Here is a 12,949-nt window from a genome sequence, read left to right as displayed (position 1 = left end):
GGCGCTTCACAACATCGAAATCACGCAGGTTTTCAAGTAAGCATGGATCAGCACACCTTCACCCAGCCATCTCGCAACAGCCCGGAGCACACGATCCATGAATGACACCGCCACTCCGATCATTGCCGCCAAGTCCCCCACCCGCGTGGAACTTGAAAAGGGAAAAGACTATTTCTGGTGCCGTTGCGGTCGCTCGCAGAACCAGCCGTTCTGCGACGGGTCGCACAAGGGAACGGGCCTCGAGCCTCTGAAGTTCACCGCCGAGAAGGACGGCGACGCCACCTTGTGCCGGTGCAAATCCAGCGCGAATGCGCCCTTCTGCGATGGCTCGCACACCCGGCTGGGCGATCTTGAGGTCGGGGACGCGTCGCCGGCTCCGGAAACCGACGTGCCGCAGGCAACACCGACGCCGGAAGAGCCCACGGTCGCGCGCATCCACGAACTGGCGCGCGACGGCCTGTCCAAGCTGGGCCATCACGGCGAAATGGGTGCGATGGGGGTGCCTAGAAAGGATCTGCCGCACTGGGACGACATCCAGATCCTGCCCGCACAGATGGCGCGCAAGCCGCTGCTGGATGAGGCGCATGTGGCCACATCCGTGACCATCGGACCGCGCGCCGCAAGGCCGTTGCAACTCGACATCCCGCTGTTTGTTTCGGACATGAGCTATGGCGCGCTTTCCGAAGAGGCCAAGACGGCGCTCGCGCGCGGCGCCGAATTGGCCGGCACGGGCATCTGTTCCGGCGAAGGCGGCATGCTGCCCGAGGAGCAATCGGAGAATTCCCGCTACTTCTATGAGCTCGCGTCGGCCCGGTTCGGCTGGTCGCTCGATCATGTCACGAAGGTCCAGGCGTTTCATTTCAAGGGCGGCCAGGGCGCCAAGACCGGGACCGGCGGGCACCTTCCCGGCAACAAGGTGCAGGGCAAGATCGCCGAGGTCCGCGGCCTCGACGCGGGAGAGGCGGCGATCTCTCCGGCGACTTTCCCGGACCTGCACAGCCCGGCGGATTTTCGAAAGCTCGCCGACGAGGTGCGCGAGCGGTCCGGCGGCATTCCGATCGGCTTCAAGCTGTCGGCCAACCATATCGAGGACGACATCGATTTCGCGCTGGAGGCCGGCGCCGACTACATCATTCTGGACGGGCGCGGCGGGGGAACCGGCGCCGCGCCCCTGATCTTCCGAAACCACATCTCGGTGCCGACGATCCCGGCGCTGGCCCGCGCGCGGCGGCATCTGGACACACGGACAGGGCGCGAAGTGACACTGGTCATCACCGGCGGTCTGCGCGTGGCCGAAGATTTCGCCAAGGCCATGGCGCTGGGTGCCGACGCGGTGGCTGTGAGCAATTCCGCCATGCAGGCGGTGGGCTGCATCGCCGCACGCATGTGCAACACCAACAACTGCCCGGTGGGCGTGGCCACGCAGAAACCCGAGCTGCGCAGGCTTCTCGACGTGCAGAAAGGCGCAGAGCAGCTGGCCCGCTATTTCCGTGCCAGCGTCGAGCTGATGCAGGTTCTTGCCCGGGCCTGCGGCCACAGCGCCCTGAGCGACTTCACCGCCCGCGACATCACCACATGGAAGCGCGAGGTCGCAGACCTGAGCGGCATCCGCTATGCGGGCGTGACCTGAACGGCGTGGCTTGCAAGCGTGCGGCCCGCGTGGGGTTTTTCCGGCCGATCCAACCAGCATGAAACGAAGATGAGCGAAGACAGGTTGCCTTCTGCATCCGCACGGCCAGTGAGATGCAATTCTGTCCAGGACCGACATCGCGACGCAATTGCCGATCCAGGAATGTTTTTTGATCTCGTGGATTATGGCCGGGCGTGCATGTCGAGTTGGCGCAAGGCGTCAAAACCTGACCTGCAGCTTCAAAGCGTCGCCCGGCAGCCCGTTGCGGAACACCTCGCCCATCTCTTCCGGTGTCAGGCGGTGCGAGATGAGGTGGTCCAGCTTGGGTCGCAGTTCGCGCAGCATGTCGAGCGCGGCGGGGATGTTGCGATTGAGCGAGTGCGAGCCCACGATGCGAAGCTGGCGGCGGAAGATGTCGAAGGGCGAGATCTCGACCCGGGCATCCTGCGGGCAGACGCCGAACATGTGGAACGTGCCCCCAGGCGCGACATGGCCCAGCGCCTCGGCCACCACGCTCGGGCGGCCAGTGGCATCAGCGACGAAATCGACCGCCTGTGTCATGTCGCCCAGCGCGGCATCGCCGGGCGCCAAGGCGGACAGACCCAGCGACGCCGCAAGGTTGCGCCGCGCGTCGGCCGGTTCGACCATCGTAACCGCGCTCAGGCCCCGTGCCTGAAGGACCAGGCCCAGAAGCAGGCCCATCGGCCCCGCGCCGAAGATCAGCGCGTGGCGCATATGCGGCTCATGGGCCATGTCGACACCGTTCAGGACACAGCCGATCGGCTCGGCCAGTGCGGCGATGTCGAAGGGCAGATCGCCAATGTCATGCACGGCATCGGCCTTGACCACGCAGCGCTCGGCAAAGCCGCCGTCGATGGTGACGCCATAGGCTCCGAGGCTCTCGCAGAGATGGACCCAGCCCTTGGCGCAGGCCGCGCAGGCACCGCAGTTCAGGTTGGGGTCGATGGCCACCCGGTCGCCGGCAGCCACCGCGTCGACCCCCGGCCCGACCTCGGCCACCACACCCGCGAATTCGTGACCCGGCACAAGGGGATAGGCGCCCGTGCCGTAATTCCCGCGCAACACTTCGACATCGGTGTGACACAGGCCCGAGGCGCGTATCTCGACCACCACCTCACCCGGCCCGGCCCTTGGGGCGGGCAGGTCGGTGACCTCGACCGTATCCCGGGACGGAAACAGAATGGCGCGCATGCTCTCAGCCCCCGTATGCGCGGAGCGCGGCTTCGGTGCCCTCGCTCCTGATGCGTTGCAACCAGCCCTCGAAGGCTTCGGCGAAACGCGCGTTTCCGGCCAGGTCGCCGTAGAACCGCGCCTGCGATATCCAGGCCCCGGGATCGGTTTTCGACGCCTTGGCGGCGGCGGTCAGCCTGTCCCAATGCGGATCGTTGGGTGCGATGGTGCTGCCGTCCTCTCGAACGCCTTCGCACATCCTTGCCCACAACGCCTCGGCAAGCGCCAGCCCCTCGATGCTCTGGCCCGAGGCGAGCCGCTCCCGGATCATCGGATGCAGGAAGCCGCTGTGCCGGGAGGAGCCGTCAAAGGCCACGCGGCGCGTCGTGTCGACGATCCTGGGGTTCGAGAACCGCCGCTCGATCAACTCGATGTAGCTTGCGGGCGTCATGCCCGGAACCGGGTCGACCTGCGGCGCGATCTCCTCGCGCTGGACGCGGCCGAAGAAAGCGCGGATCGCCTTATGCTCCATGCAGCCCGAAATGGTCTCGACCGAGAGTATCTCGCCGGCATTGGCCAGGATCTGATGGCCCGCGTTCAGGATGCGCAGCTTCATCGTCTCGTAGTCATGCACCCGGTCGGAGAACGTCGCGCCCACCCGGTCCCAGTCGGGCCGGCCGGCGCAGAAATCATCCTCGACCACCCATTGGCGGAAGTTTTCATGCGTCACCGGCGCCTGGTCGGCGATGCCGAAGCGGTCACGGACAAGTTCCAACTCGTTGGGGCCGGTGGCGGGCACGATGCAGTCGACCATCGAATTCGGAAATGTGCAGTTGGCCTCGATCCAGCCTGCCAGCTCTGGGTCCGACAGGCGGGCCAGAGACACCACGGTCTGGCGCAGGATCGCGCCGTTGCCCTGCAGGTTGTCGCAGGACAGGCCGGTGAAGGGCCCGGTGCCGGCATCGCGTCGGCGCCTCAACGCCGCGATCATCGCACCGAAGGCCGTGCGCGGGGTGTCCGGGTTTGCCGCGTCATGGCGGATGTCGGCGTGATCGGCGTCGAAACCACCGTCGGGTCGGGTGTAATAGCCACCCTCGGTCACCGTCAGCGCGACGATGCGGATCGCGGGGTCGGCCATCTGTGCGATGAGGGCGGCATTGTCTTCCTCGACCGGAACGAAGTCGATCATGGCGCCGGTGATCTCGGCGGAGATGCCCGAGGGGTCCAGCTCGATCAGCGTGTTCAGGCAGTCCTGTGCCAGAAGGCGCGCGCGCTGTGCCGCGTCCGGGGCGCGGACCCCTGCCCCGACGATGGCCCAGTCATGGGCCTGCCCCTCGTCCATCAGCCGGTGCAGATACCACGCCTGATGCGCGCGGTGGAAATTGCCGAGGCCGATATGCACGATACCCGGCGTCAGCCTGGACCGGTCATAGCGTGGAACCCGAACGCTGTCGGGCATCTGCGCCAGCGTGGCGTTGGAAAGCTGCGCCAGATCGCCCATCAGCTCATCCAGTTTCCGCCATCGACATTCAGGGTCTGCGCCGTGACATAGCGGGCCTCGTCCGAGGCGAGAAAGACAACCGGATCGGCCACATCCTGCGGGTCGCCCATGCGGCCCAGCGGAACGGCAAGACCGACCTCCTTTTTCTTCTGCCCCTTCGGCTTGTTCTCGTATTCGGCGAACTGCGCGTCCACGTGCTCCCACATCGGCGTGTCGATCACACCCGGGGCGATGCCGTTCACGCGGATCCTGTCGCCCGCCAGCTCAAGCGCCAGAGATTGCGTGATCGAGATGACCGCGGCCTTGGCCGAGCAATAGATGGTGACATTCGCCTCACCCCGGCGGCCGGCCTGGCTGGCGAAGTTGATGATCGAGCCGCCGCCACGTTTCCTGAGATGCGGAACGACGGCCTGGCAGGCAAAGATCGTGCCACCGACATTCACGTCATACTGTCGCCGGTAATCGGCCGGCGTGATCCGGTCGATCGAGGCCATGTTGAAGATGCCGGCATTGTTCACCAGGATGTCGATGCCGCCCCAGGCGTCGGCCACCCTGGCCACCCCGTCCTGGATCGAGGATTGCTCGGTGACGTCCATCGGGACTGCCATGCCCGCATCACCCAGGGCCGCTGCGGTTTCAGCGGCGTCCTGTTCCAGAAGATCGGCCACGGCCACCCTGGCCCCCTCGCGCGCCAGGGCCTCGCAGATCGCCCGGCCAATACCGCGCGCGCCGCCCGTCACGATGGCGATCTTTCCATCCAGCCGCTTCATTGCACGCGCAGCCCCTGCTCGTCGAACTTGTGAACAAGGTCGGTGCGCGGGTTCAGCCCGATCTTGTCACCGTGATTGTAGGCCACGTCGCCGGGCGCGCGCACGGTGATGGTCTCGGCCAGCCCGGTTTCGTGGATGTGGAAGAAGGTATCGGACCCCAGATGCTCGGCCACGCCGACGGTGCCGGTCCAGTAGCCCTCCTCGGGACTGACCACCTCGATATGCTCGGGCCGGACGCCCGCCGTATGGGCCCCGAATTTCGCCGCCTCGGCACCGTCGAAGATGTTCATGGTCGGCGAGCCGATGAAGCCCGCGACAAAGAGGTTGCGCGGCGCCTTGTACAGTTCGAGCGGCGAGCCGACCTGCTCGATATTGCCGGCGCGCAGCACGACGATCTTGTCGGCCATCGTCATGGCCTCGACCTGGTCGTGGGTGACGTAGACCATCGTGGTTTCCAGCCGCTTGTGAAGCTCGGAGATCTCCAGCCGCATGCCCACGCGCAGCGCCGCGTCGAGGTTCGACAGCGGTTCGTCGAAGAGGAACGCCGCCGGCTCGCGCACGATGGCACGGCCGATGGCGACCCGCTGGCGCTGGCCGCCGGACAGCTGGCCGGGGCGGCGGTCGAGGTAGTCCGTGAGGTTCAGCGCCTTTGCCGCGGCTTCGATCCGACGCTTCTGCTCATCGTCCGGAACGCCCGCCATCCGCATCGGAAAGGCGATGTTCTTGCGCACCGACATATGCGGGTAGAGCGCGTAGGACTGGAACACCATCGCCAGGCTGCGCTTGGCCGGGGGCAGGTCGGTGGCGTCCTGCCCGTCGATGTTGATCTGCCCCGACGTGACATCCTCGAGCCCCGCGATCAGGCGCAGCAGCGTGGACTTGCCGCAGCCCGAGGGTCCGACGAAGACCACGAACTCGCCATCCTCGATCTCCAGGTCCAGAGGCGGGATGACCTCGACATCGCCAAAGCTCTTGGTGACCTTTTCAAGTGTAATGCGTCCCATGGTCGTTTCCCTATTTCACCGCGCCGAAGGTCAGGCCGCGGACGAGTTGTTTCTGGCTGAACCAGCCCATGATCAGGATCGGGGCAATGGCCATGATGGATGCCGCCGAAAGCTTGGCGTAGAACAGGCCCTCGGGGCTGGAGTAGCTGGCGATGAAGGCGGTCAGCGGCGCGGCCTTGGCCGCGGTGAGGTTCAGCGTCCAGAAGGCCTCGTTCCAGGCGAGGATGATGTTGAGGAGCACCGTCGACGCCATGCCGGGAATGGCCATCGGCGTCAGGACATAGAGCACCTCTTCGCGCAGCGACGCCCCGTCCATGCGCGCGGCTTCGAGGATCTCGCCGGGGATCTCCTTGAAATAGGTGTAGAGCATCCAGACGATGATCGGTAGGTTCATCAGCGTCAGCACGATGGTCAGGCCGAAGCGGCTGTCCAGCAGGCCGGTATCGCGGAAGATCAGGTAGATCGGAACCAGCACGCCGACCGGCGGAAGCATCTTTGTGGACAGCATCCACATCAGCACGTTCTTGGTGTTTTTCGAGGGCACGAAAGCCATCGACCACGCCGCCGGTATCGCGATCATCAGGCCGATCAGGGTCGAGCCGACCGAGATGATGACCGAGTTGGAGAAATGCTTGAAATAATCCGACCGGGCCTGCACCGCCGCGAAGCTGTCCAACGTCCAGCCACTGTCGAACAGGATCTGAAGCGGTGCCCGGATGGCGTCCTCCTCGGTCTTGAACGACAGGATCAGGATCCACAGGATCGGGAAGAACATCAGGAAGCCGAGCGTGCCGGCGATCGCGGTATTGACGCTCTTTCGCTTGGTCGAGATTGCGCGAGCCATGATCTCTCCTCCCTATGCGTCGAGGTTCTTGCCGATCATCCGCATCAGGAAGATCGCAACGATGTTGGCGAGGATGATGGCGATCACGCCACCGGCGCTGCCCATGCCCACGTCGAACTGCAGCAGCGACGAGACATAGATCAGATAGGTCAGGTTCGTCGTCGCCGTGCCCGGGCCGCCATTGGTCGTGACCAGGATCTCGGCAAAGACCGACAGCAGGAAGATCGTCTGGATCAGGATGACCACGGTGATCGCGCGCGCCAGGTGCGGCAGCATGATGAACCAGAACCTGTTCCCCCAGTTGGCGCCATCCATCTCGGCCGCCTCCAGCTGTTCCTGGTCCAGCGATTGCAGCGCCGTGAGCAGGATCAGCGTCGCAAAGGGCAGCCACATCCAGGACACGATGAAAATGATGGAAAGCAGCGGGATCTCGGCGAAGAAGTCGATGGGCTGAAAGCCGAGGCTTGTCGCGATATTGCCGAAGATCCCGTTCACCGGATTGAAGAACATGTTCTTCCACACCAGCGCCGACACGGTCGGCATCACGAAGAAGGGCGCAATGACCATGATGCGGATCACCCCGGTGCCGAACATCGGCTTGTCCAGCAAGAGGGCAAACCCGATGCCACCGATCACGGTGATCAGAAGGATGCCGCCGACCAGGGCCAGGGTGTTCCAGATCGCATCCTTGAAGCTGGGATCGGTGAAGAACCAGTAGTAGTTGTCCCAGCCCGCCCAGGGCGTCGCGCCGGGCGAAAGCAGGTTGTAGCGCAGGAACGAGAAATAGACGGTCATCACCAGCGGGACGATCATCCACATCAGAAGAAGGATCACGGCAGGTGATATCATCAACCGCGCGGCGGATCTGGACGCTTTGGTAGACATGCGCTTCGCCCTCCCGAACGAATGGCCAATAGCCCTTTGGTAAACGCCCCACTGGGGCACTTACGGAAACGCTATCACAAAGATTGAGTTGATCGGGATCGAAACGGGCCGGCGCATGACGCCCCGGCCCATTCCGGGAGGCGGTTACTTGATGTAACCCGCTTTGGTCATTTCACGGACGGCGAACTGCTGGCTGTTGGCCAGGGCTTCTTCGACCGACTGCTGCCCTGCCAGGGCCGCAGCGACCTGCTGTCCGACATAGTTGCCGATACCCTGGAACTCGGGGATCGCGACGAACTGCACGCCGGTATAGGGCACCGGTTCCGCGGTCGGGTCAGCCGGGTCGACCGACAGGATCGCATCCACGATCGTCGCCGCAAACGGCGCAGCCTCGAGACGGCGCGGGTCCTCTTCGACCGACTGACGCGTGCCGCTGGGTACGGCGACCCAGCCCTTGGTCTCGCCGACCAGTTCGAAATACTCCTTCGAGGTCGCCCATTTCAGGAAGTCCTTGGCGACGTCCTTCTTCTGCGAGCTGGCCGGGATCGCAAGCGCCCAGGACCAGAACCAGCCGGTGCCCTTGTCGGTGACCTGCTGCGGCGCCTTGAAGAAGTCCGTCACGTCCGCAACGCTCGAGGTGTCGGGGTTCTTCACGTCGGTCGCGGCCGAGGTTGCGTCGACCCAGGTCGCGCATTTGCCGTCCTTGAACAGCGCGCGGTTCTCGTTGTGGCCGTTCGACGACGAGCCCGGAGGACCATAGTTCTGCATCAGGTCGACATAGTAGGTGATCGCGTTGTTCCACTCTTGCGAGTCGAGCTGCGGCTGCCACTCCATGTCGAACCAGCGGGCGCCGAAGGCGTTGGCCATCGTGCCGACAAAGGCCATGTTCTCGCCCCAGCCGGCCTTGCCGCGCTGGCAGGTGCCGTAGATGCCGTTGTCGGGATCATGTGCCGCGGCGGCCATCTCCTTGAACTCTTCATAGGTCGGCTGACCCTCGGGGACCGCGATGCCCTTCTCGTCGAACACGTCGGTCCTGTAGTAGGTGAACGACGTCTCGGAATAGAGCGGCACGGCATAGAGGTTGCCATCGGTATCCGACAGGCCGTTGCGCACGAGCTGGAAGATATCGTCCAGATCATAGGATTCGTCGTCGGCGAAGTCGTTCAGCGGCTCGAGCCAGCCGTTTGCGCCCCAGATCGGCGTCTCGTAGGCGCCGATGAACATGATGTCGAACGATCCGCCATTCGTCGAGATGTCCTGCGTCGTGCGCTGGCGAAGGACGTTCTCTTCCAGGACGACCCAATTGATCGTGTTGCCGGTCGCCTCCTCCCATTGCGGGGCCAGTTCCTGCATCACGATCATGTCGGCATTGTTCACCGTCGCGACGGTGATTTCCTCGGCAAACGCACCGGCGCCCATCACGAGCGACAGTGCGGTTGCAGAGGCAAGAGTGTTTCTCAGGCTCATCAGTATTCCTCCCTGTGGTGAGATGACCTCGACGCTACGTAAACACACGTCGAGGGTCGTTTCAAGAATTTTCTTTACGCGCGATAATTTTTCTGGTCAAGCCGAATTGCGCAGCATGAGCCGGGCCGGGAACCGTTTCTCGCGGCGCGTATCGAAACTGCCGCCCTGTTCGATCAGCTCGAACAGCGTTTCGACGCCGCATTCCGAGACGGTGTCGTATTCATGCGCGACCGTGGTCAGCGACGGGCAGGTGAACCGTGCATGCGGATGATCGTCATGGCCCGCGACGCGCAGGGCACATCCGCTGCCGCGCCCGACGCGCAGGCCGCTTTCGTAGCAGGCCGCCAGAAACCCGATGGCCAGGCGGTCGTTGCTGCACAGCACCGTGTGGGTCGGCAATTCCCGATTCGCGATGGCGCGAAGCCCGCCCTCATAACCGCTGCGCTCGAACTCCCACCCCTCTCCATCCACCTGGACGAACATCGGCTCCAGACCCCGCGCCTGCATGGCCTCCCTGTAGCCGTGGCGCCGCGCGATCGAGTTGGGGTTCGAGGGGTTTTTCATCTCGAAAAAGCAAGGCGCGTCGCCGGTGCGGGTCAGATACTCGACGCTTTGACTGACGAAGCTCATGTTGTCCGATCCGACAAAGGCCGCGCCCACATCGCCGATGTCGCGGTCGAACAGGACGGTCGGAAACTCCTGGCAGAATTCGGCGATGAAATCGCGGTCGGAAAACCGACCCAGCGGTGCGAGAAGAACGCCGGACGGACGCAGGGAGCGCAGGCTTTCCAGCGCCTCGATCTCGCTGGCCTGCTCGCCATGCGAACTGAACAGGGCCGCTCGGTATCCGGCCTTGATGCAGCGCTGTTCGATGGTCCGGGCGATCTCGCCGAACACCGGATCGGCAAGATAGGGCACGACGATGCCGATGGTGCGCGTCAGTTTCCGGTTCTGGTTCATCGCGAAGATGTTCGGACGGTAGTCGTGTCGCTCCAGCGCCTCTTCGATGCGGGCGCGCGTCGACTTCTTCACGCTGTCCGGGTCATGGAAATACTTGGAAATCGTCGGCCGCGAGATTCCCGCGACCGCCGCGAACTCTTCCATGTTTCGAATCTTGTCGCCGTCCATTTGCCCGTCCGCCCATTGCGCCTATCGAAGCGTGTCTCGCACGCCACCTTGAACCAGACATCGCGGAAAGAAGTGATCTCGCGCGCCGAAATAAATTTACACTCGTAAAATTATGATTGACCTTAAATTAGTAAAATGGCACTCGTCAACTGGCGCATGGCCGGCGGAAGGACGTCAACCAGGAACGGTTTGGCCGGCCGGATCCATGCGTACCCCAGGGAGGATCCATGAAGAAAATCGCCGTCATCGGAGAGATCCTGGTCGAGATCATGGCCGACCGCCCCGGCCTGGGGTTCTTTGAGCCGCTGGCGCTGACCGGCCCCTATCCCTCGGGCGCGCCCGCCATCTTCATCGACCAGGTGGCCCGGTTGGGCCAGCCCTGCGGCATCGTCTCGTCGGTCGGACACGACGATTTCGGGCAGATCAACCTGTCGCGTCTGCAAGCGGATGGCGTCGACGTGTCCGCTGTCTCCATCGATCCCGCCCGGCCGACCGGCAGCGCCTTCGTGCGATACCGCGAGGACGGGGCGCGGGACTTCATCTTCAACATCGAGCACGCCGCCTGCGGCCGGATCACCCTGACACCCCAGGCCGAACACCTGTTCCAGAAGGCCGATCACCTGCATGTCATGGGCTCGTCCCTGTCCTCGGATCGCCTGGTGGAGATCAATCTCGCCGCCGCCGAGACGATCAAGGCCCGGGGCGGCACGCTGTCCTTCGACCCCAACCTGCGCAAGGAAATGCTGTCCCGGCAGGAGATGCGCGCGGCGATGCAGAGGATCCTCGGCATGACCGACCTGTTCCTGCCCAGTGGCGAGGAACTGACCCTGCTGACCGAGGCGGCCCGCGACCAGGACGCGCTTGCGGAATTGCTTGGACAAGGCGTCCGGGCGATTGTGCACAAACAGGGCGCGAAAGGCGCGGAATATCACGACGCCGATGGCTCGGTCCGGGCGCCCGCCTTCCCGGTAGAGGAGATCGACCCGACCGGTGCCGGCGACTGCTTTGGTGCCACCTTCACCACCCATTGGCTGCGCGGCACCGACCCCGAGCGTGCGCTGCGCCTGGCGGCGGCAGCAGGCGCGCTGGCGGTGGGCAAGCGCGGGCCGATGGAAGGCACCAGCGACGGCGAGACCATTGAGGCCTTCATCAAGCATCACGAGGGGGACGTCTGATGCGCCATCCGCTGCTTGCCATCCCCGACGCCTATCATGCCGGCACTCCGCGCGGCATCACCTCGGTCTGTTCCGCGCACCCGATCGTCATCGAGGCCGCGCTGCGCATTGCCAGGCGGCTGGACCGTCCGGCGCTGATCGAGGCGACCTGCAACCAGGTCAATCAGGACGGCGGCTATACCGGCATGACGCCGCAGGATTTCCGCGACTTCGTGCACCAGATCGCGCGGGACAAGGGCTGCGCGGAGGTCGAGATCATCCTGGGCGGCGACCACCTGGGCCCGAACCCGTGGAAGGCGCTCGCGCCGGACGAGGCGATGGCCAAGGCCGACGCGATGATCACTGCATACGCCGCCGCCGGATTCACCAAGCTGCATCTCGACACGTCGATGGGCTGCAAGGGCGAACCCGCGGCGCTGGCCGACGAGGAGACGGCGGCCCGGGCCGCCCGCCTGGCCGAAATCGCAGAGGCGCACGCGCCGGGCAATCCGCCCCCGGTCTATATCATCGGCACCGAGGTGCCCGTGCCGGGTGGCGCGACCGAGGCGCTGGACCATCTTCAGATCACCACGCCCGACGCGGTGCAGAAGACCCATGCCGTCCACCGCGACGCCTTTGCCGCGCGCGGTCTTTGCGATGCCTTCGCTCGGGTTTTCGGACTGGTGGTGCAGCCGGGGGTCGAGTTCGGCCACAGCGATGTCATCCAGTTCGCGCCCGAGAAGGCGCGCGGCCTGTCGGCCAGCCTGAGGGGGTTGCCGGGCCTCGTCTTCGAGGCGCATTCGACCGACTACCAGACCGAGGCGAACCTGGCCGCGCTGGTCGAAGGCGGGTTCTCGATCCTGAAGGTCGGACCCTGGCTGACCTTCGCGCTGCGCGAGGCGCTTTATGGCCTGGACGCAGTCGCCGATATTCTCGACCAGACACCGCCGCAGGGCCGCCTGATGCAGGCGATGGAAGACCTGATGCAGGCCGCGCCCGCCAATTGGGAGAAGTATTACGACGGCACGGACCGGGAGAAATGGCTGCAACGGCATTTCAGCCTGTCCGACCGCATCCGCTACTACTGGCCCGACCCAAGCGCCCGCGCCGCGGTCGACGCCCTCCTCGACCGGCTGGCTAACCGCGAGATCCCGGCGCCGGTGGCCAGCCAGTATCTTCCGGGGCTCGGCACCGAAGACCCGCCCTGCACAGCGCGCGAGGCTCTGCTGAAGGCGGTCGAAACCGTCCTGGCCCGCTACGAACGCGCCATCCGCCCCGGCGGGTAGCCTGTCCACTGCCATCGCCCGGCGCGGCGAAGCGGTGTTTCATAAAACCTTCACTTTCGGTCGATCCATAATTCCTATAATCGGGAAAT

11 protein-coding genes are annotated in these 12,949 nt (G+C 64.7%); 3 read left to right on the top strand and 8 right to left on the bottom strand.

Annotated features, from left to right (window positions below; genetic code table 11):
• Positions 1-97: 97 nt before the first annotated feature.
• Positions 98-1,630 carry a glutamate synthase-related protein gene (locus tag BMX57_RS16195; protein WP_092369532.1) on the top strand — a complete coding sequence of 511 codons (1,533 nt, stop codon included), beginning with the start codon at positions 98-100 and terminating at the stop codon, positions 1,628-1,630.
• 219 nt (positions 1,631-1,849) lie between these two features.
• Here the strand turns inward: BMX57_RS16195 and BMX57_RS16190 are convergent, their stop codons facing one another.
• From BMX57_RS16190 to BMX57_RS16155, 8 genes are all read right to left on the bottom strand, one after another.
• The gene (locus BMX57_RS16190) at positions 1,850-2,842 is read right to left on the bottom strand and encodes an alcohol dehydrogenase catalytic domain-containing protein (RefSeq protein WP_092369529.1); all 993 of its coding nucleotides are present in this window, start codon (positions 2,840-2,842) and stop codon (positions 1,850-1,852) included.
• 4 nt (positions 2,843-2,846) lie between these two features.
• Positions 2,847-4,322: a mannitol dehydrogenase family protein gene (locus BMX57_RS16185; protein ID WP_092369526.1), complete on the bottom strand. Its 1,476-nt coding sequence runs from the start codon at positions 4,320-4,322 to the stop codon at positions 2,847-2,849.
• The gene (locus BMX57_RS16180) at positions 4,322-5,092 is read right to left on the bottom strand and encodes an L-iditol 2-dehydrogenase (protein ID WP_092369523.1); all 771 of its coding nucleotides are present in this window, start codon (positions 5,090-5,092) and stop codon (positions 4,322-4,324) included. Before BMX57_RS16180 ends, BMX57_RS16185 begins: the two co-directional genes overlap by 1 nt.
• Positions 5,089-6,096, bottom strand: a complete 1,008-nt coding sequence (locus tag BMX57_RS16175; RefSeq protein WP_092369520.1) for an ABC transporter ATP-binding protein — start codon at positions 6,094-6,096, stop codon at positions 5,089-5,091. The genes BMX57_RS16180 and BMX57_RS16175 overlap by 4 nt, the downstream gene beginning before the upstream one ends.
• 10 nt (positions 6,097-6,106) lie before the next feature.
• Positions 6,107-6,940 (bottom strand): carbohydrate ABC transporter permease, encoded by an 834-nt coding sequence (locus tag BMX57_RS16170; RefSeq protein WP_092369518.1) that lies wholly within the window; start codon positions 6,938-6,940, stop codon positions 6,107-6,109.
• Positions 6,941-6,952: 12 nt separating this feature from the next.
• Positions 6,953-7,825 carry a carbohydrate ABC transporter permease gene (locus tag BMX57_RS16165; RefSeq protein ID WP_092369516.1) on the bottom strand — a complete coding sequence of 291 codons (873 nt, stop codon included), beginning with the start codon at positions 7,823-7,825 and terminating at the stop codon, positions 6,953-6,955.
• 144 nt (positions 7,826-7,969) lie between these two features.
• Positions 7,970-9,292, bottom strand: a complete 1,323-nt coding sequence (locus tag BMX57_RS16160; RefSeq protein WP_092369513.1) for an ABC transporter substrate-binding protein — start codon at positions 9,290-9,292, stop codon at positions 7,970-7,972.
• A 96-nt stretch (positions 9,293-9,388) separates the two neighbouring features.
• Entirely contained in the window at positions 9,389-10,420 is a 1,032-nt protein-coding gene (locus tag BMX57_RS16155; RefSeq protein ID WP_092369510.1) for a LacI family DNA-binding transcriptional regulator, read from the bottom strand.
• Positions 10,421-10,647: 227 nt separating this feature from the next.
• On the opposite strand from BMX57_RS16155, the gene BMX57_RS16150 reads away from it, so the two are divergent.
• Positions 10,648-11,595, top strand: a complete 948-nt coding sequence (locus BMX57_RS16150) for a tagatose kinase (RefSeq protein WP_092369507.1) — start codon at positions 10,648-10,650, stop codon at positions 11,593-11,595.
• On the top strand, positions 11,595-12,860 hold the full coding sequence (locus tag BMX57_RS16145) for a D-tagatose-bisphosphate aldolase, class II, non-catalytic subunit (protein WP_092369504.1): 1,266 nt from the start codon (positions 11,595-11,597) through the stop codon (positions 12,858-12,860). Before BMX57_RS16150 ends, BMX57_RS16145 begins: the two co-directional genes overlap by 1 nt.
• The last annotated feature ends 89 nt before the right edge of the window (positions 12,861-12,949 follow it).

The sequence above is a fragment of the Cribrihabitans marinus genome (assembly GCF_900109035.1).
GTDB classification, from domain to species: domain Bacteria; phylum Pseudomonadota; class Alphaproteobacteria; order Rhodobacterales; family Rhodobacteraceae; genus Cribrihabitans; species Cribrihabitans marinus.
Note: the sequence above shows the minus strand (reverse complement) of the source record. Positions and strands in the feature narration are given on the sequence as shown.